The following is a 24,857-nucleotide window of genomic DNA, read 5'->3' as shown; positions in this document are numbered from 1 at the left end:
AAAATGGCAAGAGATTTAAGATTAACAAGAAATATTGGGATTGCCGCGCATATTGACGCCGGTAAAACAACGACTACCGAGCGTATACTTTTTTATACAGGTGTTAGTCATAAGATAGGTGAGGTTCATGATGGTGCTGCCACAATGGACTGGATGGAGCAAGAGCAAGAACGTGGAATTACCATTACTTCAGCCGCTACCACTTGTGAGTGGGTTTTTCCTAGAGTAGATGGGGAGCCTACTGAGGATGCAAATAGTTATCACTTTAATATTATTGATACACCGGGTCACGTTGACTTCACCGTTGAGGTGAACAGGTCTTTACGAGTGCTTGATGGACTGGTCTTTTTGTTTAGTGCGGTTGATGGTGTTGAGCCTCAGTCTGAAACTAACTGGAGATTGGCCGATAACTATAAGGTGCCGCGAATTGGTTTTGTGAACAAAATGGACCGTCAGGGCGCTAATTTCCTAGCAGTCTGTAATCAGGTGAAGGAAATGTTGGGTTCGAATGCCGTACCAATTGTTTTACCGATCGGTGATGAAGCGGACTTTAAAGGAATAGTGGACCTGGCTAAAAATAGGGCTATTGTTTGGCATGAAGATAACTTTGGTTCTACATTTGATGTAATCGATATTCCTGAAGAAATGAAGGCGGAGGTTAAGGAGTACAGAGCTGCCTTGATTGAAGCTGTTGCGGAATATGATGAAGCATTGATGGAGAAATTCTTTGAGGATGAGGAATCCATTACTGAAGATGAAGTGCACGCCGCTTTGAGGGCTGCCGTTATGGATAGGGCCATAATACCTATGATTTGTGGTTCTTCCTTTAAAAATAAAGGTGTTCAATTCTTGTTGGATGCTGTTTGTAGGTATTTGCCTTCTCCTTTGGATAAGGATGCCATAGAAGGAACTAATCCAGATACGGGAGAGGTTGTTATTCGTAAACCGGATGCCAAAGAGCCTTTTGCTGCCTTGGCTTTTAAAATTGCTACGGATCCCTTTGTGGGAAGATTGGCGTTTTTTAGGACGTATTCCGGTCGATTGGAAGCAGGTTCTTATATATTGAACAACAGATCTGGAAAAAAGGAACGTATTTCTCGTATATATCAAATGCATTCCAATAAACAAAATGCTATCGATTTTATCGAAGCTGGGGATATTGGTGCAGCAGTGGGATTCAAGGATATCAAGACAGGGGATACCATGTCTGATGAGAAGCATCCCATTGTTTTGGAAAGTATGAATTTCCCTGACCCTGTGATCGGTATCGCTGTGGAACCAAAAACCAAGGCGGATGTTGATAAGTTAGGAATGGCTTTGGCGAAATTGGCCGAGGAGGATCCAACCTTCCAAGTAAAAACGGACGAGGCTTCTGGTCAAACGATTATTTCCGGTATGGGTGAGCTTCACTTGGATATTATCGTGGATCGTTTGAGAAGGGAATTTAAGGTAGAAGTGAATCAAGGCCAACCTCAGGTTGAGTACAAGGAAGCTATTACCAGGGCTGCTGACCATAGGGAAGTTTACAAGAAACAATCTGGTGGACGTGGTAAGTTTGCAGATATTGTCTTTACTATGGAGCCCGTTACTGATGAAGAAAAATCAGGCCTTGAATTTGTAAACGAGGTTAAAGGAGGTAACGTTCCCAAGGAATATATACCTGCTGTAGAAAAAGGATTCAGGGAGGCTATGAAAAATGGCCCATTGGCCGGTTTTGAAATGGATAGCATGAAGGTAACCCTTAAGGATGGTTCTTTCCATGCTGTGGATTCCGATTCATTATCTTTCGAATTGGCTGCAAAGATGGGTTATAAAGCTGCCGCAAAAGCTGCAAGGGCGGTGTTGTTGGAGCCAATCATGAAATTGGAAGTAATCACCCCAGAAGAAAACATGGGTGATATCGTTGGCGATTTGAACAGAAGAAGAGGTCAGGTGAGCAATATGTCTGACCGTGCTGGAGCTAAGGTCGTTAAGGCGACGGTACCTTTGTCCGAAATGTTCGGTTATGTAACATCATTAAGAACCCTTTCTTCCGGTAGGGCAACTTCTACCATGGAGTTCTCACATTACGCGGAAACGCCTGCCAACATATCCGAAGAGGTTATAAAAGCAGCAAAAGGTATAACAGCATAATTTAAGGAAATGAGTCAGAAAATTAGAATAAAGCTTAAGTCTTACGATCATAATTTGGTGGACAAATCTGCTGAGAAAATCGTAAAAACGGTAAAGACTACCGGTGCTGTTGTAACGGGACCAATTCCTTTGCCAACACACAAAAAGATATTTACCGTATTGCGTTCTCCGCACGTAAACAAAAAGTCGAGAGAGCAATTTCAACTTAGTTCTTACAAGAGGTTGTTGGATATATATAGCTCCTCTTCTAAAACTATCGATGCTCTTATGAAGCTCGAGCTTCCTAGTGGTGTTGAGGTAGAGATCAAGGTTTAGTGAGACTCGATTCTCTTTGTTTAAGGAGAATCGCTAGCCGAACAAACACTGAGCATAGTCGAAGTGTCTGTGCCAATGTCTAAAATATTCCGAAAAAAATTCGGAATATACATGTCCTAAGCTGCGGGCGAGGGAAAAACGGAGATAAAATAATTTCAGGGTTGAATTATTTTTGGCCCTATTTTTTTGAAAAGTTTTTAATAAATATTAATTAATAATTAAAGTATGTCTGGGTTAATAGGAAAGAAAGTAGGCATGACCAGCATTTTTGACGAGAATGGAAAGAACATTCCATGTACCGTTATCGAGGCTGGACCATGTGTAGTTACCCAAGTCAGAACCGAAGAGGTAGACGGGTATAATGCCCTTCAACTTGGTTTCGATGACAAGGCAGAAAAACGTGCTAATAAGGCCGAATCTGGTCATTTTAAAAAGGCAGGTGCTTCTCCCAAGAAAAAAGTCGTTGAGTTCCAAGGTTTTGAAGGAGAGTATAAATTGGGAGACACCCTAGGTGTTGACCTGTTTGTAGAAGGAGAATTTGTGGATGTCATAGGTACATCCAAAGGTAAAGGTTTCCAAGGTGTTGTTAAAAGACACGGTTTTGGCGGTGTTGGTCAATCGACCCATGGTCAACATAACAGGCTTAGGGCTCCAGGATCTATTGGTGCCGCTTCTTATCCAGCTAGGGTTTTCAAAGGAATGAAAATGGCAGGAAGAATGGGTGGTGAAAAAGTTACCGTGCAAAATCTTAGGGTTTTGAAGGTAGTTCCGGAGAAAAACCTTTTAGTTCTAAAAGGATGTGTTCCTGGTCATAAAAATGGGTATGTAACTATTCAAAGATGGCAGTAATGAAGGTAGCAGTATTAGATATAAATGGAAAAGATACGGGAAGAAAAGCTGAGCTTTCTGATAGCGTATTCGCAATAGAGCCTAATGAGCATGCAGTATATCTGGATGTTAAACAATATTTGGCCCATCAAAGACAAGGTACACACAAGGCAAAGGAGCGCGGAGAAATAGCCGGTAGTACAAGAAAGATTAAAAAGCAGAAAGGTACAGGTACCGCCAGGGCTGGTAGTATTAAGTCTCCGGTTTTTAGAGGTGGAGGTAGGATATTTGGGCCAAGACCCAAGGATTATACCCAAAAACTGAATAAGAACCTAAAGCGTTTGGCAAGAAAATCTGCATTGAGCATCAAGTCCAAGGACAATGCGATAATGGTAGTAGAAGACTTCGATTTTGACACACCGAAGACCAAGGATTTTGTAAATGTTTTAAAGTCATTGGGATTGGAAAACAAAAAGTCTTTAATAGTGTTGGGCGGTTCAAATAAAGGTGTATATTTGTCTTCTCGAAATTTCAAGGGTTCCGATGTTATAACTAATTCAGAATTAAGCACTTACAAAATACTTAATGCATCAAATGTGGTATTGTTGGAAGGCTCTCTGGAAGGAATCGAATCAAATTTAACTAATAAGTAGTATCATGAGTGTGTTGATAAAACCAATTATAACGGAAAAAATGACTGCCGAGGGCGAGTTGAATAACCGTTATGGTTTCCTAGTTGATCCGAAGGCCAACAAGATTCAGATTAAAGATGCTGTTGAGGCTACTTATGGTGTTTCGGTCAAGAAAGTTAGAACGATGAATTATGGGCCGACAAGAAAGACCAGATTTACGAAAACTGGTGTACAGCATGGGAAGACAAACGCAACTAAGAAGGCGATTGTTGATGTTGTGGAAGGTGATATAATTGATTTTTACAGTAATCTATAAAGACAAGAAATGTCAGTTAGAAAATTAAAACCAATCACTCCTGGACAGCGTTTTAGAGTAGTAAACGGGTTTGACGCCATTACTGCTGATAAGCCGGAAAAAAGCTTGCTTGCTCCGTTAAAAAAGTCGGGAGGTAGAAACAGTCAAGGAAAGATGACCATACGCCAAAAAGGTGGTGGGCATAAGAGAAGGTACCGTGTTATCGATTTTAAGAGAGATAAGCAGGATGTTGCCGCTACGGTAAAGTCTATCGAATACGATCCAAACAGAACGGCTTTTATAGCGCTTTTGGAGTACGTTGATGGCGAAAAAAGATACGTTGTTGCCCAAAATGGATTAAAGGTGGACCAACAAGTTTCTGCCGGTGCAGGTTCTGCGCCTGAGATTGGAAATGCGTTGCCTCTAAGCGAAATTCCATTGGGTACTATTATTTCTTGTATCGAATTGCGTCCTGGTCAGGGTGCGGTTATGGCAAGGAGTGCAGGTACTTTTGCACAATTAATGGCAAAAGATGGAAAATTCGTAACGGTTAAGATGCCATCAGGTGAAACAAGATTGGTTTTGTCTTCTTGTATGGCGACTATAGGTGCAGTTTCTAATTCTGACCACCAATTGTTGGTGTCCGGTAAAGCGGGTAGAAGCAGATGGTTGGGCAGAAGACCAAGGACTAGGCCAGTAGCCATGAACCCTGTGGATCACCCAATGGGTGGTGGTGAAGGTAGGGCTTCCGGTGGTCATCCAAGATCTAGAAAAGGTATTCCAGCCAAAGGGTACAGGACTCGTTCCAAGACCAAGAGTACCAACAAGTATATAATAGAACGTAGAAAGAAATAAAAAGTAGAAAGAAATGGCACGTTCACTAAAAAAAGGACCTTACGTTCATTACAGTTTAGAGAAGAAAATACAGGACAGTGTTTCTTCTGGTAAGAAATCAGTTATTAAGACATGGTCAAGGGCATCAATGATTACACCTGATTTTGTTGGACTGACTATCGCTGTTCATAATGGGAAACAATTCGTACCTGTTTTCGTAACGGAGAACATGGTTGGGCATAAATTAGGGGAATTTTCACCTACAAGATCTTTTAGGGGTCATGCAGGTGCAAAGAATAAAGGAAAGAAGTAAGCTATGGGAGTTCGTAAAAAACAGATGGCCGAAAGAATTAAGGCTGAAAAGCAGAAAGTAGCTTTCGCTAAATTGAACAATTGTCCTACTTCACCTAGGAAAATGAGGCTTGTGGCCGATTTGGTACGAGGTGAAAAGGTTGAAAAGGCGCTAGCTATATTAAGATTTAATCCTAAGGAAGCTTCCAGAAAACTAGAGAAATTGTTGCTTTCGGCCTTGGCAAATTGGCAGGCGAAGAATGAGGATGCAAGTTTGGAAGATGCTGACTTGATAGTTTCCGAGATTCGTGTGGATAGCGGTACAATGCTAAAGAGATTGCGTCCGGCACCACAGGGAAGAGCACATAGGATAAGAAAACGTTCAAACCATGTAACCTTGGTTTTGGGATCTAACAATAATATAGAGAACTAGAATGGGACAGAAAACAAATCCAATAGGGAATCGTCTAGGAATTATCAGGGGATGGGAGTCTAACTGGTATGGAGGAAAGGATTATGGCGATAAGCTTGCAGAAGACGATAAGATTAGAAAATATATCCATGCTAGGCTTTCCAAGGCAAGTGTTTCAAGGGTTATTATTGAAAGAACCTTAAAACTGATTACGGTTACCGTAACCACTGCCAGACCAGGTATTATCATTGGTAAGGGAGGTCAAGAGGTTGATAAATTGAAAGAGGAGCTCAAGAAGATTACCAATAAAGAGGTTCAGATCAATATTTATGAGATTAAAAGACCGGAATTGGACGCAAATCTTGTAGCTGCAAGTATTGCTAGACAAATCGAGAGTAGGATTTCCTTTAGAAGGGCTATCAAGATGGCCATTGCTGCTGCAATGAGAATGAACGCCGAAGGAATAAAAGTTCAGATTTCAGGAAGATTGAACGGCGCTGAAATGGCACGATCAGAGTCTTACAAAGAAGGAAGAATTCCTTTGTCCACTTTTAGGGCGGATATCGACTATGCATTGCAAGAAGCTCAGACCACCTATGGAAAATTAGGAATCAAGGTTTGGATTATGAAGGGTGAGGTTTATGGCAAACGGGAGCTTTCCCCATTAATTGGGATGCAAAAAGGGCAGGCCACCAAACCTGGAAAGCAAGACGGGGCAAGAAAGCCACGTCGTAGAAAGTAATAATTAAAGAAGTAGAGAAAAATGTTACAACCAAAAAGAACGAAGTTCCGAAAAATGCAGACAGGCCGGATGAAAGGAATTGCCGGTAGAGGGCATCAACTTTCTAATGGTATGTTCGGAATAAAATCTATGGACTCTTCTTTTTTGACTTCCCGTCAAATTGAAGCTGCTCGTATCGCTGCTACTAGGTACATGAAAAGGGAAGGTCAATTGTGGATAAAAATATTCCCGGACAAGCCTATTACCAAAAAACCTTTGGAGGTACGTATGGGTAAAGGTAAAGGTGCTCCAGAATACTTTGTGGCCGTTGTAAAACCGGGAAGAGTAATGTTTGAAATTGCCGGGGTGTCCATGGATATTGCAAAGGAAGCACTTAGGCTAGCGGCTCAAAAACTTCCGGTTAGAACAAAATTTATTGTTGCAAGAGATTATACAGTTGACAATTAATCGTAGGAAATTATGAAAAATCAGGAAATTAAGGAATTGTCTGTTGATGGACTTACGGAAAAACTTGCAGAGTATAAGAAGCAGCATGCAGATTTAAAAATGGCTCATTTTGTGACTCCATTGGAAAACCCTCTTCAGATCAGAAAGGTGAGAAGAACGGTTGCAAGATTGGCTACTGAATTAACTAAAAGGGAAAACCAATAATTGGTTCTGCTTTATGGAAAAAAGAAACTTAAGAAAGGAAAGAATTGGGGTTGTAACCAGTGACAAAATGGAAAAGTCCATTGTTGTTTCTGAAGTTAAGAGAGTAAAACACCCTATGTACGGTAAGTTCGTTTTGAAAACAAAGAAATATGTTGCCCATGACGAAAAGAACGATTGTAATATCGGTGATACCGTAAAGATTATGGAGACACGTCCTATGAGCAAGACCAAGTGTTGGAGGTTAGTAGAAATCTTAGAAAGAGCCAAATAAGTTATGTTACAGCAAGAATCTAGATTAAAGGTTGCAGATAATACCGGAGCCAAGGAAGTTTTGACTATCCGTGTTCTTGGTGGTACAAAAAGGAGATATGCTTCTATAGGTGACAAGATAGTAGTTACTGTAAAGGAAGCTACTCCAAATGGAGGTATCAAGAAAGGTGCTGTCTCTACTGCTGTGGTCGTAAGGACCAAAAAGGAGGTTAGAAGGCCTGATGGTTCTTATATCCGTTTCGATGACAACGCATGTGTGTTATTGAACCCTGCTGGAGAAATGCGCGGTACACGTGTTTTTGGTCCTGTAGCAAGAGAGCTTAGGGATAAGCAGTTCATGAAAATTGTTTCATTGGCCCCTGAGGTACTATAATTAGTTGATAAGATGAAGAAGTTAAAGATAAAGACAGGAGATACGGTAAGGGTTGTTTCTGGAGACCATAAAGGTTCCGAGGGAAAAGTAATGTCCGTAAATCTTGAAAAAAATAAAGCGATTGTAGAGGGTGTCAATGTTGTTTCCAAACATGAGAAGCCTAGTGCACAAAACCCTCAGGGTGGAATCGTGAAAAAGGAAGCTTTAATTCACATTTCCAACCTATCATTGATCGATTCAAAATCTGGTGAGACTACAAGAGTAGGTTTCGAGGTTAGGGATGGAAAAAAAGTTAGGGTTTCCAAGAAATCAAATGAAGTAATTTAGTTATGGCTTACGTTGCAAGATTAAAGAAAGAATATAAGGACCGTGTTATAGCGGCCTTGACCGAAGAATTTGGTTACAAAAACGTAATGCAAGTTCCAAAATTGGAAAAAATTGTGGTAAGTAGAGGTGTTGGTGCCGCTGTTGCCGATAAAAAGCTTATTGACCATGCTGTGGACGAGATGACTATGATTACAGGTCAAAAAGCTGTAGCAACAATTTCTAAGAAGGACGTTGCTGCTTTTAAACTAAGAAAAGGAATGCCAATTGGAGCCAAGGTTACATTACGAGGAGATCGTATGTACGAATTTTTGGATAGGTTGGTTACTTCTGCACTTCCTAGGGTTAGGGATTTTCAAGGTATCAAGGCTACCGGTTTTGATGGACGCGGTAATTATAACCTTGGAATTACAGAACAGATTATCTTCCCAGAGATCAATATTGATAAAATCAATAGAATTAACGGGATGGACGTGACATTTGTTACCTCTGCCGAAACAGACAAGGAAGCAAAATCATTATTAACAGAATTAGGATTACCTTTTAAAAAGAACTAGAATGGCTAAAGAATCAATGAAGGCCCGCGAGAGAAAAAGGGCGAAGACTGTAGCTAAATATGCTGAAAAACGCAAAGCTTTAAAGGAAGCTGGCGATTATGAGGCATTACAGAAATTGCCAAAAAATGCCTCTCCAGTACGTATGCACAATAGATGCAAGCTAACTGGAAGACCAAAAGGTTACATGAGGACTTTTGGAATCTCTCGGGTAATGTTCAGGGAAATGGCAAACCAAGGTTTGATACCCGGTGTTAAAAAGGCCAGCTGGTAGAATAATAGGATTAATAACTGGTTTCAGGTTTAGCATGAAGCTAAAAACCGTCACCGAATTATATATAAATGGTAACAGATACTATAGCAGATTATTTAACGAGAGTTAGGAACGCAAGTAGGGCAGGGCACAGGGTTGTTGAAATCCCAGCGTCCAATCTAAAAAAGGAAATTACTAAAATATTATTCGATCAAGGGTATATTTTAAGTTACAAGTTTGAGGAGGACAAGGTTCAGGGTACCATTAAAATAGCCTTGAAATATGATAAGGTGACGAAGGAACCTGTAATTAAAAAGATACAACGTATCAGTAAGCCTGGTTTAAGAAAATACTCCTCTAACGATAATTTGCCTAGGGTCCTTAATGGATTGGGTATTGCAATTGTCTCAACGTCGCATGGTGTAATGACAAGTAAGCAAGCCAAGGCTGAGAATGTTGGTGGTGAGGTTTTATGCTACGTATATTAATAGAATTAAAGAGTTAGAAGATGTCTAGAATAGGAAATAATCCGATAGCGATTCCAGAAGGAGTAACCATAGAGGTCAGGGACAACGAAATTACCGTAAAAGGTAAGTTGGGAGAATTGACCCAAGATTTCTCTGGTGTCGAAGTTAAAATAGAAGACGGGCAAGCTTGGGTAACAAGACCATCTGATTCTAAGGAGCATAAAGCAAAACACGGTCTTTACCGAGCTTTGATATTGAATATGGTCAAAGGGGTTTCCCAAGGATGGACCAAGGAGTTGGAATTGGTAGGTGTAGGTTACCGTGCCAGTAATCAAGGTCAAAAACTGGATTTGGCCTTAGGTTTTTCGCACAATATCGTTTTTAATCTAGCCCCTGAGGTTAAGGTCGAAACAATTTCGGAAAAAGGAAAGAACCCTATAGTTAAATTAACTTCTCACGACAAGCAGTTGGTTGGGCACATAGCGGCGAAGATTAGATCCTTCCGTAAGCCTGAACCCTACAAAGGTAAAGGGGTCAAATTTGTTGGTGAACAATTAAGAAGAAAAGCAGGTAAATCGGCTTAATAAAAGTATTATGGGATTATCAAAAACACAAAGAAAGTATAGAATTCGAAGGAGAATCCGTAAGGTTTCCAATGGGACCGCCGAAAGGCCAAGATTGTCAGTTTTTAGAAGTAACAGTGAAATCTATGCGCAGTTGATAGACGATGAAAAAGGAGTTACTTTGGCGGCCGCTTCCTCAAGGGATAAGGATATAGCTTCCACAAAGGGAAACAAGACCGAGATTGCCGCTTTGGTAGGAAAGGCCATAGCAGAAAAGTCAAAGGCTGCCGGAATAGAAAAGGTTGCATTTGATAGGGGTGGAAATCTCTACCATGGTAGGGTAAAGTCCTTGGCCGATGGTGCAAGGGAAGCAGGTTTAAAATTCTAAATAAAAGGTATGTTCCAAAAGTACAAAAACGTAGAAACAGTCAAACCAGGGGGTTTAGATTTAAAAGATAGATTGGTAGGCGTTCAGCGTGTTACCAAAGTTACGAAAGGTGGTAGGGCATTTGGTTTTTCTGCTATAGTAGTTGTTGGTGATGAGAATGGTGTTGTAGGTCATGGTCTTGGAAAGTCTAAAGAAGTTGCAACGGCAATCGCAAAGGCAATCGAAGACGGAAAAAAGAACTTGATTCGCATTCCCCTGAACAAAGGTACCTTGCCACATGAGCAAAAGGGTAAATATGGTGGAGCACGTGTTTATATACAGCCAGCTTCGCATGGTACCGGAGTAATAGCCGGTGGAGCTGTAAGAGCCGTATTGGAAGCCGTTGGTGTACATGATGTATTATCTAAATCTCAAGGGTCTTCTAACCCGCATAATGTGGTAAAGGCAACATTTGACGCTTTATTGCAATTAAGGGACGCCAAGACAATTTCAGAACAACGAGGGATTTCCTTGGAGAAGGTATTTAAAGGTTAAGAGAGTTTATTATGGCAAAGATTAAAGTAAAACAAGTGAAGAGCGGTATTAAAAAACCTCAGAACCAGAAAAGGACTTTGGCGGCTCTTGGACTAAAAAGGATAGGTCAGGTTGTGGAGCATGATGCAACACCTAATATTCTTGGAATGATAAATAAAGTTAAACATTTAGTTTCAACTGAAGAAGCTTAAATATCTATATAATGAACTTAAGTAATCTAAAACCTGCAGAAGGTTCCGTAAATAGGGATGGTAAACGTTTAGGTAGAGGACAAGGCTCTGGAAAGGGAGGCACAGCTGCTAGAGGGCATAAAGGTGCAAAATCTAGATCTGGTTACTCAAAGAAAATCGGATTTGAAGGAGGACAAATGCCATTGCAAAGACGAGTTCCCAAGTTTGGTTTTACCAATATTAACAGAAAGGAATATAAAGGAATTAACCTTGATAAATTGCAGGAGCTTGTAGATGCCAAAGTAATTAAGGATACAGTTTCCTTTGTCACCCTAGTGGAGATAGGTGCCGTGGGTAAAAACGATTTGGTTAAGATTTTAGGAGGTGGTGAAATAAAAACTGCCCTTAAAGTATCTGTACATAAATTTACTGCTTCGGCAAAAGCTGCTATTGAAGCTGCGGGTGGTGAAGCAATAAGTTTATAAGTATAAGTGGGAACATGAAGAAATTTATCGATACAATATCCAATATTTGGAAGATAGAAGAGCTTAGGAATAGAATTATTATAACTCTAGGCCTTCTATTGGTTTATAGATTTGGTTGTCAAATTGTTCTTCCCGGTATAGATTCCACGCAGTTGGGCGGATTGGCTGATGGTACGGACCAAGGTATTTTTGGTCTTTTAAATGCATTTACGGGAGGGGCTTTCGCCAATGCTTCCATATTCGCTTTGGGTATCATGCCATATATATCGGCCTCAATCGTAGTCCAATTAATGGGTATTGCAATTCCTTACCTGCAAAAATTACAAAAGGAGGGAGAGAGTGGTAGGAAGACAATCAATCAAATTACACGCTGGTTGACCATTGGTATTTCTATTGTTCAAGCTCCTGCTTACCTATACGGTTTAGGGGCATTTGGTGTTCCTGATACCGCTTTTGTACTTGGGAAGGGATTGGACTTTATGATACCAGCGGTAATCATATTGGTATCGGGCTGTGTCTTTGCAATGTGGTTGGGAGAAAAGATTACGGATAAAGGTATTGGTAACGGTATCTCATTATTGATAATGATAGGCATTATAGCGACCATGCCACAGTCATTTGTTCAGGAATTCGTTTCAAGGACAACCAACAATAATGGAGGATTAATGTTCATACTAATTGAGGTAATCGTATGGTTCCTGGTAATTTTGGCCAGTGTTCTGTTGGTTATGGCAACGCGCCAAATACCTGTACAGTATGCTAGGAGAACGGCATCTGGTGGCTATGAAAAAAATGTGATGGGAGCTAGGCAATATATCCCCTTAAAGCTTAATGCTTCAGGAGTAATGCCCATAATTTTCGCACAGGCTATTATGTTCGTTCCTGGCTTGATAGGTCAATCTTTTGACGATACGTCGTTTGGTCAGTGGATGCAAGTACAATTTGCCGATATTTTTGGATGGGCCTATAATTTATTGTTCGCCTTCCTTATTATCATATTTACCTATTTCTATACAGCTATTACCGTACCTACCAATAAGATGGCAGATGATTTGAAACGTAGTGGCGGTTTTATTCCAGGAATTAGACCTGGAAAGGAAACTGGTGATTATTTAGATAAAATAATGTCTTTAATTACGTTACCTGGATCTATATTTTTAGCTTTGCTGGCCGTTTTACCGGCAATTGTGGTGAAATTATTGGATGTACAGGCTGGATGGGCGCTTTTTTACGGTGGTACCTCTTTGTTGATTATGGTAGGTGTGGCAATTGATACTGTACAACAGGTGAATTCATACCTTTTGAATAGGCATTATGACGGATTGATGAAAACCGGAAAAAATAGAAAAGTAGCATAGTTTATGGCTAAACAAGCAGCGATAGAACAAGATGGATCCATTATTGAAGCATTGTCCAATGCAATGTTCAGGGTGGAATTAGAAAATGGACATGTAGTTACGGCGCACATTTCAGGTAAGATGCGCATGCATTATATAAAGTTGTTGCCTGGAGACAAGGTTAAATTGGAAATGAGTCCGTACGACCTTAGTAAAGCAAGAATTACTTATAGATACTAAGACAGTAAGATGAAACCTACTATTTTCTTAGCTCAATTTTAGGCTTGGTTAAAGGAGGTTACATGTGACAATAGAGATAATAAAGACTAACACATGAAAGTAAGAGCATCAGTAAAAAAGAGAAGTGCCGACTGCAAGATTGTTCGCAGAAAAGGCAGATTGTACGTAATCAACAAAAAGAATCCTAGATTTAAACAAAGACAAGGGTAGTTATGGCAAGAATCGCGGGTATAGATATACCAAAACAAAAGAGGGGCGTAATCGCCTTGACCTACATTTACGGAATAGGAAGAAGCAGGGCCAAGGAAATTTTGGGGAGGGCCCAAGTTAGTGAAGATACAAAGGTTTCTGACTGGAACGATGATGAAATAGGTCGTATTAGGGAAGCCGTTTCTTTCTATACAATTGAAGGTGAGTTACGTTCAGAAATTCAATTGAATATTAAGCGATTAATGGATATTGGATGTTACAGAGGTATACGTCATAGATCTGGCTTACCATTAAGAGGCCAACGTACCAAGAATAACTCTAGGACAAGAAAAGGTAAGAGAAAAACAGTTGCTAACAAGAAGAAAGCTACTAAATAATAAGAAATAGAATAGTAGTCATTAGTATTTAGACGTTAGAAGAATCTGTTTGAAATGTAAAAGTCTAGGATTCCAATAACTAAAAACTAACAACTAGAAACTAAAATTTAATATGGCAAAGGCAAATACGAAAGTAGTTAAAAAGCGTAAAGTTATTGTTGATTCCGTGGGAGAGGCACACATAAATGCTTCATTCAATAATATTATCATTTCTTTGACGAATAAGAAGGGTGATGTTATTTCTTGGTCATCAGCAGGTAAATTGGGATTTAGGGGCTCCAAGAAGAATACCCCATATGCGGCTCAGGTTGCAGCTGAAGATTGTTCAAAAGTTGCACATGAAGCAGGTTTGCGTAAAGTGAAGGTATATGTTAAGGGGCCTGGAAATGGAAGGGAATCCGCTATACGTTCCATACACAATTCAGGAATCGAGGTTACTGAAATTATCGACGTTACGCCAATGCCGCACAATGGGTGTAGGCCTCCAAAAAGAAGAAGAGTTTAATCGAACAAGTATAAATAAATTTCACCGAAGGTGTAATTACGATTATCGAAGGATAAGCCTTAATTCATAATCCCACCTTCATAATTTTAGAAAATGGCAAGATACACAGGACCTAAATCAAAAATCGCCCGTAAATTTGGTGAGGCGATATTCGGGGACGACAAGTCCTTTGAAAAGAAAAATTACCCTCCAGGACAACACGGAAGTAACAGACGTAGAGGAAAGCAGTCTGAGTATTCCGTTCAGTTGATGGAAAAACAAAAAGCTAAATATACCTACGGTATACTAGAAAAGCAATTCAGAAACCTTTTCGCAACCGCTAAGAGAAAAGAGGGAGTTACGGGCGAGATTCTTTTGCAATTGTGCGAAAGCCGCTTGGACAACGTGGTGTTTAGGATGGGAATTTCCCCATCTAGAAGTGGCGCGAGACAACTGGTTTCCCATAGACATATTACGGTTAATGGTGATATTGTAAATATTCCTTCCTATACATTAAAAGCAGGTGACGTTGTGGGTGTTAGGGAAAAATCCAAGTCTTTACAGAGCATTCAAGATTCCCTTTCGGCAAACAGTAGTGTTTACGAATGGATAACTTGGAACAGTGAGAAGAAGGAGGGAACATTTGTTTCCGTTCCTGAAAGACTTCAGATTCCTGAAAACATCAAAGAACAATTAATCGTCGAGCTTTATTCTAAATAAAAACAACACTGATCCAATTATGGCATTATTTAATTTTCAGAAACCCGATAAAGTAATAATGATCGATTCCTCAGACTTCGAAGGAAAATTCGAATTTCGTCCTTTGGAGCCTGGTTATGGATTAACTGTTGGGAATGCACTTAGAAGGGTGTTGCTTTCTTCCTTGGAAGGCCATGCCATTACATCCGTGAGGATAGATAAAGTAGAACACGAGTTCTCCGTTATTTCGGGTGTTGTAGAGGATGTAACCGAAATTATCCTGAACTTGAAACAAGTTCGTTTCAAGAAGCAAATAGAAGATTCGGAAGCTGAAGTTGTATCCATTTCAGTAAGTGGAAAGGAACAGTTGACAGCTGGGGATTTCCAAAAATTCATTTCAGGTTATCAAGTGCTGAATCCAGACTTGGTAATTTGCAATATGGATCCCAAGATCAGCATCAACATGGAAATTACCATAGATAAAGGCAGGGGATATGTTCCGGCAGAGGAAAATAAGAAATCCGGGGCACCAATTGGTACGATAGCTGTGGATTCTATATTTACACCGATCAAGAATGTAAAATATAGTATCGAGAACTATCGTGTGGAACAAAAGACCGACTACGAAAAATTGATTTTCGAAATCGTATCCGATGGTTCCATTCATCCTAAGGACGCTTTGACCGAGGCAGCCAAGGTCTTGATACATCATTTCATGTTGTTCTCCGATGAGCGTATTACGCTTGAAGCAGATGAAATTGCGCAAACAGAGACCTATGATGAGGAATCGTTGCATATGAGACAATTGTTGAAGACTAAATTGGTCGATATGGATCTATCGGTACGTGCCTTGAACTGTTTAAAGGCTGCTGAGGTAGATACTTTGGGGGATTTGGTTTCCTTCAACAAGAACGATTTGATGAAGTTCAGAAACTTCGGAAAAAAATCATTGACGGAGCTAGAGGAGTTAGTCATCAACAAAGGTCTAAGCTTTGGTATGGATTTGTCAAAATATAAATTAGATAAGGATTAATTAATCATATTTTGCTCTCCCTCCATCAAAATGAAAGGGATTGGGATTTGGTAGCAAGATGATACTGTAATAACATGAGACACGGAAAAAAAGTTAACCATTTAGGAAGAAAATCTGCCCATAGAAAGGCTATGTTGGCAAACATGGCTTGTTCTTTGATCGAGCATAAGCGAATTAATACAACCGTAGCCAAGGCGAAGGCGTTGAAGCAATTTGTAGAGCCATTGATTACAAAGTCAAAGGCGGAAAACAATCAAACTGCCGAGAGGGGTACCCACAATAGGCGTATCGTTTTCAAAAACCTTCGCGATAAATATGCAGTAAACGAACTTTTTAGTGTGGTATCTGAAAAGGTAGCGGATAGACCAGGTGGTTACACAAGGATTATCAAGCTAGGAAACCGATTAGGTGATAACGCGGATATGGCAATGATCGAGTTGGTAGATTTCAATGAACTTTACAACGCTGGTAAGCCTAAGAAAAAGTCCACCAGAAGAAGTAGAAGAGGTGGTAAAAGTTCTGGTTCTGAAGCTGCAAAAGCTGACGAAACTGAAGTTACGCAAACAGTTGTCGAAGAAGCCGCTCCAGAAGTTGAGGCAAAACCGGAGAATGAATCACAACCTGAAGCCGAGGTTAAAAAGGAGGATGATTCAAAAGAGTAAAATGTCAATAAAAATTGATAATTATAAAAGGATAGGCCTTACAGCCTATCCTTTTTTTATGTTTTTTTGTGAACGGATAAAAAGTAAAGGAATAGCATGAAGTATCAAGCCAAAAAGAAAGCTTTAATTTTATTAGCCGACGGGACCATTTTTTATGGAAAATCCGTAGGAAACAAAGATGGAACCGCTTTTGGGGAAGTCTGTTTCAATACTGGTATGACCGGATATCAGGAAATTTTTACGGACCCCTCTTATTTTGGGCAATTAATGGTAACAACCAATGCCCATATTGGAAATTACGGAACAAACTCAGATGAGGTGGAATCCGAAACAATAAAAATTGCCGGATTGATATGCAGAAACTTTAGCTATGAATATTCCCGTCCTTTAGCCGATGCAAGCCTAAAGGAATTTTTGGATAGGAACAACCTTTTTGCGATCTCAGATGTGGATACAAGGGCGTTGGTCAGTTACATACGGGACAATGGTGCGATGAACGCCGTCATTTCTACTGAGGTGGATAATATACCCGAGTTAAAGAAGCAACTTGAAAAAGTCCCCAGTATGGAAGGCTTGGAACTGGCCTCAAAAGTTTCTACCAAAGAACCATACTTTTTTGGAGATGCTTCCGCGCCAATCAAGATCGCGGCTTTGGATATTGGAATAAAGAGAAATATACTTCGGAATTTAGAAAAACGAGGAGCATACATTAAGGTATTTCCGTACAACACCACTTTTGCTGAAATGTCCGATTGGGATTCGGATGCCTACTTTATTTCTAACGGTCCAGGAGATCCTGAACCGTTGAAAGAAGCCATCGCAGTTGCCAAGGAAATCATTGAAACGGATAGGCCCTTGTTTGGAATCTGCTTAGGGCATCAGGTAATCGCACTGGCCAATGGGGTATCAACCTATAAAATGCACAACGGGCACAGGGGTATTAACCATCCTATTTTAAATTTGTTAACAGGGAAAGGGGAAATCACTTCCCAGAACCACGGGTTCGCTATCAATCGGGAAGAAACGGAAGCAAATACGGATTTAGAAATCACCCATGTACATCTAAATGATCAGACCGTGGCAGGTATTCGTATGAAAAACAAGGATGTCTTTTCCGTACAATATCACCCGGAAGCAAGCCCTGGACCCCATGATGCGGACTATCTTTTTGACGATTTTTTCAAGTTGATCGAGAAAACCTCAAAACAATCCACAGAAGTTTAAAAAAATCGTTATATTATCTGGAATAGAAAGAATCATTTTAGCAATGTGGTGCTAACGTTCGTATCTTTATCCATCAATTTTCAAACAAATTTATTAAAGAAAATATCAAATGAGTATCATATTAAGTGTTCACGCAAGACAAATTTTAGATTCAAGAGGAAACCCAACGGTTGAGGTAGATGTAATTACGGAAAATGGAGTCATGGGCAGGGCTGCAGTCCCTTCTGGGGCTTCCACGGGTGAGCATGAAGCGGTTGAACTTCGTGACGGAGGAAAGACCTTTATGGGAAAAGGAGTTTTGAAGGCCGTTGAAAACGTAAATACGGTCATCGCAGAGGAAATATTGGGAATGTCCGTTTTTGAGCAAAATCTTTTGGATCAGACCATGATTGATTTGGACGGCACTCCCAACAAATCCAAATTAGGTGCCAACGCTATTTTAGGGGTATCCCTAGCTGCGGCAAAGGCGGCTGCCAATGAATTAGGTATGTCCCTATACAGGTATGTTGGTGGTGTAAGTGCAAATACTTTGCCTGTACCTATGATGAACATAATCAATGGAGGTTCGCACTCTGATGCGCCTATCGCCTTCCAAGAGTTCATGGTCATGCCAGTTAAGGCCAAAAGCTTTTCTCATGCCATGCAGATGGGTACTGAAATATTCCATAATCTTAAAAAGGTCTTGCATGATAGGGGATTGAGTACTGCTGTAGGCGATGAGGGTGGATTTGCACCTAATCTTGCCGGGGGAACCGAGGATGCTTTGGATACTATTGCAAAGGCTGTTGAGAAAGCCGGATATAAATTAGGGGATGATGTTATGATAGCCTTGGATTGCGCCTCTGCAGAATTCTATGTGGACGGTGCCTACGACTATACCAAGTTTGAAGGAAGTAAAGGTGTGGTAAGGACCTCTGAGGAACAGGCACAATATTTGGCGGATTTGACCGAGAAATATCCCATCATTTCCATTGAGGATGGTATGGACGAAAACGATTGGGACGGATGGAAGGCCCTAACGAAAAAAATAGGGGATAAGGTGCAATTGGTAGGTGATGACTTATTTGTGACCAATGTAGAACGATTGTCCACGGGAATAGAAAAGGGTATTGCAAATTCCATTTTGATTAAAGTAAACCAAATAGGTACTTTAACGGAAACTATTGCGGCCGTGAACATGGCGAAGAATGCCGGGTATACTTCAGTAATGTCCCATAGATCTGGTGAAACGGAAGATAATACCATTGCCGATTTGGCAGTAGCCTTGAATTGTGGGCAGATCAAAACAGGTTCTGCCTCCAGATCGGATCGTATGGCCAAGTACAATCAATTATTACGAATTGAAGAGGAGTTGGGAAGTATGGCCTACTATCCTCAGAAAAAGGCATTTAAGATAAAATAAAGACGTTACCGAGTAAAAGGCTTTCTTTTTAGAGAGCCTTTTTTTTTGGAACAGTCTAAAACTTTAATTACCTTTTCTAAGTTATCAATCCCCTATGTGTATTGTATGAATAATTTTCTTTTTGTTTCCGCGGAAAATGACGCAATTCCTGATTGTAAGGCCGGAGGAATGGGTGATGTAGTGAGGGATGTTCCCAGGGAAATTGCCAATCGCGGTGATCAGGCCCACGTGGTAGTGCCATCGTATGGGAGGTTGCATCAGAACGGAATCTTTAAGGCTCGGTTGGAATTTAGCTTAAGGGGGACTACGTATGAGGCAGAGCTTTATGAGGTGCTTCCCAAGAAAATCATAAAGAATATTACCCACTATGTAATTCACCATCCCGAAATAAAAGAAGGAGGTATTGCCCATATTTATCATGATGATCCAACGGAGCCATTCTTCAATGACTTCGTAAAATTCATGATATTTTCTACGGCGGTCGCCGAAGCTATAAAAATTGGCGCGTTTGGTACTTTGGATATTGTACACATGCACGATTGGCATTCCAGTGCAGTATTATTTCTAAAGGCATATCACCCTGCCTATCGTGACCTAAAAAAAATTCGATATGTTTATAGCATACACAATCTGGCGATACAGGGTATCCGACCGTTTTATAACAATTACGCCTCTGTAAACCATTGGTTTCCAGAAATCCAATTGGATCATAAGACATTGATGGATCCACGTTACCCGGACTGTATCAACTTAATGGCAGTAGGGATACGTTTGGCGGATGCGGTGCACACGGTATCCCCATCATACAAGGAAGATGTTATGTTGCCCAGTAGACCGCCCAAGTTTATTGGTGGGGAAGGCTTGGAAAAGGATTTACAAAAAGCGAATAATGAAGGAAGACTGTTTGGTATCTTGAATGCATCCAACTACAATAATATTAGAACCGTGGAAAAGGGAAATCTTTACAGGAATACCGTAAAGGCCTTGTTTCGTTGGTTACAGGACGAATCCAAAAAATATAAGGCTGATTTTTTGGCCCATACCGGCGAAAAGATCATGCAATACGTTGGGAACAGACCCAAGTTTATTGTTTCCAGTGTAGCCAGGTTGACGGAACAGAAGTTTTATTTCCTAAAACGTTCGCCAGAGGCATTTGAGGAAATATTAAAAAGGTTGGATAAGGTTGAGGGTATTTTTATGCTATTGGGAACCGGGAATCCAGATTATGAGGATCTGTTCCGTAAAATGAGCTACAAACACAAGAATTTTATTTTTACCAACGGACAGTCGGAAGATTTGATCGATTCCATGTACTTGGAAACAGATCTCTACTTTATGCCAAGTTTGTTCGAGCCCTGCGGAATAAGTCAAATGTTGGCCATGAGAAACGGTAATCCTTGTTTGGTGCACCACACCGGAGGCTTGAAGGATACTGTGGCCCATATGAAGACGGGTTTTGCCTTTGAGGGAAAAACCTATGACCAACAGATCAGAAATATGGTCAAGGTTTTTGACGAGGCTTTGAATGTTTGGGAAAATGACAAACCCACTTGGAAACGTATTAAGGCGAATGCCAAAAAAATGCGTTTTACTTGGGAAAATTCCGTGGATGCATATTACAAAGACCTTTATTTGTTATAGGTTTTTCCGTACGCCGGACTAATTGTTAATTTTAGCCCAAAGCGCTGGGCGAAATTGTTAAAATACCCCTGTTTTCTTAACTTTACCTCTAATCGATTAACACGTAAAATATTAAAATGTCAGATAAAGCTACTTTAGAATATAATGGTAAAAAATACGAGTTTCCTGTTGTTGAAGGAACGGAAAATGAACTCGCCATTGATATTAAGACCCTAAGGTCTTCTACGGGAGGGATTATTACCTTAGATCCAGGATATAAGAATACGGGGTCTTGTGAAAGTGCCATCACTTTTTTGGATGGTGAAAAGGGTATTTTAAGGTATCGAGGATATTCTATTGAGGAGCTTGCAGAAAAGGCCGACTTTTTGGAAGTGGCTTATTTGCTAATATTTGGTGAACTTCCAAATGAGGAAGAATTGGCCAAATTTCATAAGGATATTACGGATGAATCCCATGTAGATGAAGAGATGAAAAAGATTTTGGATGGATTTCCAAAATCTGCACATCCTATGGGTGTGTTATCTTCACTGACAAGTGCCTTGATTGCCTTTAATCCGTCAACAGTAGACGTAAGTTCTGAAAAGGACATGTATCGCTCCATAGTTAGGATTCTGGCCAAGTTTCCCGTTTTGGTCGCATGGACGCTACGTAAGAAGAAGGGCTTGCCGCTAGATTATGGCGATGATACCTTGGGTTATGTGGAGAACATTCATAAAATGATGTTCAAAAGACCAAATCAGGAATACAAAAAGAATAAAGTCGTTATAGATGCCTTGGATAAACTATTGATTTTACATGCAGACCACGAGCAAAACTGTTCTACCTCTACAGTGCGAATCGTGGGTTCTTCCCATGCAGGGTTGTTCGCCTCCCTGTCCGCTGGAATTTCCGCACTTTGGGGACCGTTACACGGCGGGGCCAATCAGGCCGTATTGGAAATGTTGGAGGCCATAGAGGCGGATGGCGGCGATACCAAGAAATATATGGCCAAGGCCAAGGATAAGGAAGATCCTTTTAGGTTAATGGGCTTCGGACACAGGGTCTACAAAAACTTTGACCCGCGTGCCAAGATTATAAAGAAGGCGGCTGACGAAGTATTGGGGGATTTGGGAATACAAGATCCAATTTTGGATATCGCCAAAGGGCTTGAAAAGGAAGCCTTGGAAGACCCATACTTTGTGGATAGAAAATTATATCCCAATGTGGATTTCTACTCAGGTATTATCTACCGCGCATTGGGCATTCCCACGGAAATGTTCACGGTGATGTTCGCTTTGGGAAGACTTCCTGGATGGATTGCGCAATGGAGGGAAATGAGATTACGTGGCGAGCCTATTGGACGGCCAAGACAAGTGTACATTGGTGAAAATCTAAGACCTTTCGTGGATTTAAAATCCCGTTAGTCGAATAATCGATTTCCAAATTTAGAACGCCCTCTTAAAGTTTTAAGAGGGCGTTTTTTAGTCTTACCTTAGCGGTCAAAATTGATAATATGCTTAGGCTAAGTGTTAATGATGAAATTTCAAGGTTGAAGGCTGTAGTTTTGGGAACCGCAGAAAGTTGTGGACCAATTCCCAAACCGGAGGAAGCTTATGATCCAAAATCGCTGGAACATATTTTAGCAGGTACTTATCCCAATGAAGAGGACATGATAAGGGAAATGGAGGCCTTTTCGGAGGTTTTAAAAAAATATAATGTGGCTGTCTACAGGCCAGAGGTCCTAGAAGAATGTAACCAAATATTTTCAAGGGATATCGCCTTCGTAATCGAGGATAAGCTTATCATTTCCAATATATTGCCAGAACGTGAACAAGAGGTAGATGCCATACTTCATGTACTTGACAAGATCGAAGAAGAAAATATTTTACATCCTCCGGAAAAAGTGCATGTGGAAGGTGGTGATGTCATGCCGTGGAACGATTATATTTTTGTTGGGACATACACAGGTGAGGATTACGCAGACCATATTACGGCCAGAACCAACTCACATGCGGTAGAGTATTTACGTAATCAATTTCCAAGTAAAAAGGTAAAGTCCTTTGAATTGAGGAAATCCAAAAATGCCAGGGAAAACGCCTTGCATTTGGACTGTTGTTTTCAACCTTTGGGAAAGGGAAAGGCCATTCTTCACAAAAATGGGTTCCTTGTTGAAGAGGAATATCAATGGTTGGTGGATTTTTTTGGTAAGGAAAATGTTTTTGAAATTACCGCCGATGAAATGTACCATATGTTCAGTAATGTCTTTTCCATCGCACCCGATGTCGTTGTTTCTGAAAAGAACTTTACAAGGCTCAACAACTGGCTTAGGGAGCATGGTTTTACGGTGGAAGAAGTTCCATATGCCGAGATTTCCAAACAAGAAGGACTTTTAAGATGTAGTACTTTACCATTAATCAGGGATTAATTTATGATGCAGATTACCAATACCATTTTGATGATTCGGCCAGTGAATTTTCGTATGAACGAACAAACGGCCGTGAACAATTATTTTATGGAGGACTTGGATGAGAAGAACAAGACCATTAATACCAAGGCCCAACATGAGTTCGATGGATTTGTGGAAAAATTATGTGCGGAAGGTGTCAATGTAATTGTTGTGGATGACACCCCTGAACCAGATACTCCAGATAGTATTTTCCCAAACAATTGGATTTCCTTTCATGCCAATGGTACCGTGGGCGTTTATCCTATGTTCGCGGAAAACCGCAGAAACGAACGAAGGGAGGATATCTTGGAAATTATGGAGAAACACGGATTTCTAATCAATAACATCATGGATTATACAGCTGCGGAAGAAGAGGGTGTCTTTTTGGAGGGTACTGGGAGCATCATTTTGGACCGCGTAAATCAAAAGGCATATTGTGCTTTATCGGAAAGAGCAGATGAAGAATTGTTTATAGAGTTTTGTGAGGATTTCGATTTTATGCCGGTTATTTTCACCGCTAATCAATCGGTCGATGGAAAACGATTGCCTATATACCATACCAACGTGATGATGGCCTTAGGAGAGGATTTTGCCATTATTTGTTTGGACAGCATCGATGATAAAAAGGAGCGGAAACTTGTGATGGACAATCTGAGAAACGATGGCAAGGAAATCATTGCCATTAGCGAGCAACAGATGCATAATTTTGCAGGGAACATGTTGGAGGTTTTAGGGAAGGTTGAACAAAGACTTCTGGTAATGAGTTCCGCGGCGTTTAACAGCTTGGACGATTCCCAAATCGCTTTAATCGAAAAAAGGTGCAAAATAGTCCACAGTCCGCTGGATACAATTGAAGCGTGCGGTGGTGGTAGCGCCCGATGTATGATGGCGGAAGTGTTTTTGCCTAAAGTATAGTTTAGGTTTTCTCCGGTTTCCTTTCAAATAAGATAAAGATTCGTAACTTCTAAATCCTTTAAAAGGAGTTTATGTTGAGAACTATTACTGGGTTGGCCGTTATTATTGGTATTCTTTTATTAGTTCTTTCGGTAACGGCTAAAAATAGACCTAACACATTTGAACATTCACTTGATGTCCAAAAGGAAAGCTATTCTGTAGAACATGAGGATTTTGATAGAATCATTGATGTTTTGACGCATCAAAGGTGTCTTAATTGCCATCCAAGCGATAATGTACCTAAGCAAGGGGATAATGCCCATCCACATTATTTTGGAATGAAACGGGGTAATAACGACAAGGGGTTTGAGGCCACAAGTTGCACGACCTGCCATCAATCTGAGAATAACGCCTATTCTGGGGTGCCTGGCGCTCCTCATTGGTCACTGGCTCCTGCGTCCATGGGTTGGGAAGGTCTTTCACGAATTGAAATTGCCAAGAAGTTACTTGATAAAACGAGCAATGGAGATAGAACACACGAGGAATTGATTACGCATTTAACTGAGGACGAATTGGTTTTATGGGCATGGGACCCTGGTGTGGATGCCAATGGAAAGGAGAGAACGCTACCACCAGTTTCAAAGGAAAGGTTCAAGGAGGCAGTGATTCGTTGGTTTGGGAACGGAGCAATAATTCCTTCGGAATAAATCATTTT

37 protein-coding genes are annotated in these 24,857 nt (G+C 40.5%); all 37 read left to right on the top strand.

The window, feature by feature from the left end:
- The first annotated feature begins 3 nt into the window (after positions 1-3).
- Positions 4-2,133, top strand: a complete 2,130-nt coding sequence (gene fusA / locus BFP75_RS15505; protein WP_099546273.1) for an elongation factor G — start codon at positions 4-6, stop codon at positions 2,131-2,133.
- 9 nt (positions 2,134-2,142) lie between these two features.
- The gene (rpsJ, locus tag BFP75_RS15500; RefSeq protein ID WP_007094989.1) at positions 2,143-2,448 is read left to right on the top strand and encodes a 30S ribosomal protein S10; all 306 of its coding nucleotides are present in this window, start codon (positions 2,143-2,145) and stop codon (positions 2,446-2,448) included.
- 225 nt (positions 2,449-2,673) lie between these two features.
- Entirely contained in the window at positions 2,674-3,297 is a 624-nt protein-coding gene (gene rplC / locus BFP75_RS15495) for a 50S ribosomal protein L3 (RefSeq protein ID WP_099546272.1), read from the top strand.
- Positions 3,297-3,929, top strand: a complete 633-nt coding sequence (gene rplD, locus BFP75_RS15490; RefSeq protein WP_099546271.1) for a 50S ribosomal protein L4 — start codon at positions 3,297-3,299, stop codon at positions 3,927-3,929. Before rplC ends, rplD begins: the two co-directional genes overlap by 1 nt.
- A gap of 4 nt (positions 3,930-3,933) precedes the next feature.
- Entirely contained in the window at positions 3,934-4,224 is a 291-nt protein-coding gene (rplW, locus tag BFP75_RS15485) for a 50S ribosomal protein L23 (protein WP_099546270.1), read from the top strand.
- 9 nt (positions 4,225-4,233) lie between these two features.
- A complete protein-coding gene (gene rplB, locus BFP75_RS15480) occupies positions 4,234-5,058 on the top strand; it encodes a 50S ribosomal protein L2 (RefSeq protein WP_099546269.1) in 825 nt (274 codons plus the stop codon).
- A 13-nt stretch (positions 5,059-5,071) separates the two neighbouring features.
- A complete protein-coding gene (gene rpsS, locus BFP75_RS15475) occupies positions 5,072-5,350 on the top strand; it encodes a 30S ribosomal protein S19 (RefSeq protein ID WP_099546268.1) in 279 nt (92 codons plus the stop codon).
- A 3-nt stretch (positions 5,351-5,353) separates the two neighbouring features.
- Complete coding sequence (gene rplV, locus BFP75_RS15470) at positions 5,354-5,761, top strand: 50S ribosomal protein L22 (protein ID WP_099546267.1); 408 nt, start codon at positions 5,354-5,356, stop codon at positions 5,759-5,761.
- Position 5,762: 1 nt separating this feature from the next.
- Entirely contained in the window at positions 5,763-6,482 is a 720-nt protein-coding gene (gene rpsC, locus BFP75_RS15465; RefSeq protein WP_099546266.1) for a 30S ribosomal protein S3, read from the top strand.
- 21 nt (positions 6,483-6,503) lie between these two features.
- A complete protein-coding gene (rplP, locus tag BFP75_RS15460; RefSeq protein WP_099546265.1) occupies positions 6,504-6,929 on the top strand; it encodes a 50S ribosomal protein L16 in 426 nt (141 codons plus the stop codon).
- Positions 6,930-6,941: 12 nt separating this feature from the next.
- Positions 6,942-7,133: a 50S ribosomal protein L29 gene (gene rpmC, locus BFP75_RS15455; protein ID WP_099546264.1), complete on the top strand. Its 192-nt coding sequence runs from the start codon at positions 6,942-6,944 to the stop codon at positions 7,131-7,133.
- A 13-nt stretch (positions 7,134-7,146) separates the two neighbouring features.
- Positions 7,147-7,404, top strand: coding sequence for a 30S ribosomal protein S17 (rpsQ, locus tag BFP75_RS15450; protein ID WP_094996003.1), 258 nt, complete (start codon positions 7,147-7,149; stop codon positions 7,402-7,404).
- A 3-nt stretch (positions 7,405-7,407) separates the two neighbouring features.
- A complete protein-coding gene (gene rplN / locus BFP75_RS15445) occupies positions 7,408-7,776 on the top strand; it encodes a 50S ribosomal protein L14 (RefSeq protein ID WP_027064819.1) in 369 nt (122 codons plus the stop codon).
- A gap of 12 nt (positions 7,777-7,788) precedes the next feature.
- Positions 7,789-8,103, top strand: a complete 315-nt coding sequence (gene rplX / locus BFP75_RS15440; protein ID WP_099546263.1) for a 50S ribosomal protein L24 — start codon at positions 7,789-7,791, stop codon at positions 8,101-8,103.
- 2 nt (positions 8,104-8,105) lie between these two features.
- A complete protein-coding gene (gene rplE / locus BFP75_RS15435; protein WP_099546262.1) occupies positions 8,106-8,657 on the top strand; it encodes a 50S ribosomal protein L5 in 552 nt (183 codons plus the stop codon).
- A gap of 1 nt (position 8,658) precedes the next feature.
- Positions 8,659-8,928 (top strand): 30S ribosomal protein S14, encoded by a 270-nt coding sequence (rpsN, locus tag BFP75_RS15430; RefSeq protein WP_099546261.1) that lies wholly within the window; start codon positions 8,659-8,661, stop codon positions 8,926-8,928.
- Between the two features lie 68 nt (positions 8,929-8,996).
- Complete coding sequence (rpsH, locus tag BFP75_RS15425) at positions 8,997-9,395, top strand: 30S ribosomal protein S8 (RefSeq protein WP_099546260.1); 399 nt, start codon at positions 8,997-8,999, stop codon at positions 9,393-9,395.
- 20 nt (positions 9,396-9,415) lie between these two features.
- Positions 9,416-9,958, top strand: a complete 543-nt coding sequence (gene rplF, locus BFP75_RS15420; protein ID WP_099546259.1) for a 50S ribosomal protein L6 — start codon at positions 9,416-9,418, stop codon at positions 9,956-9,958.
- Positions 9,959-9,968: 10 nt separating this feature from the next.
- Positions 9,969-10,325: a 50S ribosomal protein L18 gene (gene rplR, locus BFP75_RS15415; protein ID WP_099546258.1), complete on the top strand. Its 357-nt coding sequence runs from the start codon at positions 9,969-9,971 to the stop codon at positions 10,323-10,325.
- A 9-nt stretch (positions 10,326-10,334) separates the two neighbouring features.
- The gene (gene rpsE / locus BFP75_RS15410) at positions 10,335-10,859 is read left to right on the top strand and encodes a 30S ribosomal protein S5 (RefSeq protein WP_099546257.1); all 525 of its coding nucleotides are present in this window, start codon (positions 10,335-10,337) and stop codon (positions 10,857-10,859) included.
- A gap of 11 nt (positions 10,860-10,870) precedes the next feature.
- Complete coding sequence (rpmD, locus tag BFP75_RS15405; RefSeq protein WP_099546256.1) at positions 10,871-11,050, top strand: 50S ribosomal protein L30; 180 nt, start codon at positions 10,871-10,873, stop codon at positions 11,048-11,050.
- 11 nt (positions 11,051-11,061) lie between these two features.
- The gene (gene rplO, locus BFP75_RS15400; RefSeq protein ID WP_099546255.1) at positions 11,062-11,514 is read left to right on the top strand and encodes a 50S ribosomal protein L15; all 453 of its coding nucleotides are present in this window, start codon (positions 11,062-11,064) and stop codon (positions 11,512-11,514) included.
- Positions 11,515-11,528: 14 nt separating this feature from the next.
- Complete coding sequence (gene secY, locus BFP75_RS15395; RefSeq protein ID WP_099546254.1) at positions 11,529-12,872, top strand: preprotein translocase subunit SecY; 1,344 nt, start codon at positions 11,529-11,531, stop codon at positions 12,870-12,872.
- Between the two features lie 3 nt (positions 12,873-12,875).
- Positions 12,876-13,091, top strand: coding sequence for a translation initiation factor IF-1 (gene infA / locus BFP75_RS15390; RefSeq protein WP_013751343.1), 216 nt, complete (start codon positions 12,876-12,878; stop codon positions 13,089-13,091).
- Positions 13,092-13,184: 93 nt separating this feature from the next.
- Positions 13,185-13,301, top strand: a complete 117-nt coding sequence (gene ykgO, locus BFP75_RS15385) for a type B 50S ribosomal protein L36 (protein ID WP_013305171.1) — start codon at positions 13,185-13,187, stop codon at positions 13,299-13,301.
- Positions 13,302-13,303: 2 nt separating this feature from the next.
- Positions 13,304-13,678 (top strand): 30S ribosomal protein S13, encoded by a 375-nt coding sequence (gene rpsM / locus BFP75_RS15380; RefSeq protein ID WP_099546253.1) that lies wholly within the window; start codon positions 13,304-13,306, stop codon positions 13,676-13,678.
- 112 nt (positions 13,679-13,790) lie between these two features.
- Positions 13,791-14,183: a 30S ribosomal protein S11 gene (rpsK, locus tag BFP75_RS15375; protein ID WP_099546252.1), complete on the top strand. Its 393-nt coding sequence runs from the start codon at positions 13,791-13,793 to the stop codon at positions 14,181-14,183.
- Between the two features lie 93 nt (positions 14,184-14,276).
- On the top strand, positions 14,277-14,882 hold the full coding sequence (gene rpsD / locus BFP75_RS15370; protein ID WP_099546251.1) for a 30S ribosomal protein S4: 606 nt from the start codon (positions 14,277-14,279) through the stop codon (positions 14,880-14,882).
- Between the two features lie 19 nt (positions 14,883-14,901).
- Positions 14,902-15,894 carry a DNA-directed RNA polymerase subunit alpha gene (locus BFP75_RS15365; protein ID WP_099546250.1) on the top strand — a complete coding sequence of 331 codons (993 nt, stop codon included), beginning with the start codon at positions 14,902-14,904 and terminating at the stop codon, positions 15,892-15,894.
- Positions 15,895-15,968: 74 nt separating this feature from the next.
- Positions 15,969-16,556: a 50S ribosomal protein L17 gene (gene rplQ / locus BFP75_RS15360; protein ID WP_099546249.1), complete on the top strand. Its 588-nt coding sequence runs from the start codon at positions 15,969-15,971 to the stop codon at positions 16,554-16,556.
- Between the two features lie 96 nt (positions 16,557-16,652).
- Positions 16,653-17,780, top strand: coding sequence for a glutamine-hydrolyzing carbamoyl-phosphate synthase small subunit (gene carA / locus BFP75_RS15355; protein ID WP_099546248.1), 1,128 nt, complete (start codon positions 16,653-16,655; stop codon positions 17,778-17,780).
- Between the two features lie 109 nt (positions 17,781-17,889).
- Positions 17,890-19,182 (top strand): phosphopyruvate hydratase, encoded by a 1,293-nt coding sequence (eno, locus tag BFP75_RS15350; protein ID WP_099546247.1) that lies wholly within the window; start codon positions 17,890-17,892, stop codon positions 19,180-19,182.
- A 105-nt stretch (positions 19,183-19,287) separates the two neighbouring features.
- Complete coding sequence (locus tag BFP75_RS15345) at positions 19,288-20,823, top strand: glycogen synthase (protein ID WP_099546246.1); 1,536 nt, start codon at positions 19,288-19,290, stop codon at positions 20,821-20,823.
- A gap of 116 nt (positions 20,824-20,939) precedes the next feature.
- Positions 20,940-22,226 (top strand): citrate synthase, encoded by a 1,287-nt coding sequence (locus tag BFP75_RS15340; protein WP_099546245.1) that lies wholly within the window; start codon positions 20,940-20,942, stop codon positions 22,224-22,226.
- An 89-nt stretch (positions 22,227-22,315) separates the two neighbouring features.
- Positions 22,316-23,227 (top strand): dimethylarginine dimethylaminohydrolase family protein, encoded by a 912-nt coding sequence (locus BFP75_RS15335; protein WP_099546244.1) that lies wholly within the window; start codon positions 22,316-22,318, stop codon positions 23,225-23,227.
- 3 nt (positions 23,228-23,230) lie between these two features.
- A complete protein-coding gene (gene ctlX / locus BFP75_RS15330) occupies positions 23,231-24,163 on the top strand; it encodes a citrulline utilization hydrolase CtlX (protein WP_099546243.1) in 933 nt (310 codons plus the stop codon).
- Positions 24,164-24,234: 71 nt separating this feature from the next.
- The gene (locus BFP75_RS15325) at positions 24,235-24,849 is read left to right on the top strand and encodes a hypothetical protein (RefSeq protein WP_099546242.1); all 615 of its coding nucleotides are present in this window, start codon (positions 24,235-24,237) and stop codon (positions 24,847-24,849) included.
- Positions 24,850-24,857 lie beyond the last annotated feature (8 nt).

This window comes from Maribacter sp. 4G9 (assembly GCF_002742265.1).
GTDB lineage: Bacteria > Bacteroidota > Bacteroidia > Flavobacteriales > Flavobacteriaceae > Maribacter.
This window is presented reverse-complemented; position numbering and strand designations above follow the sequence as displayed.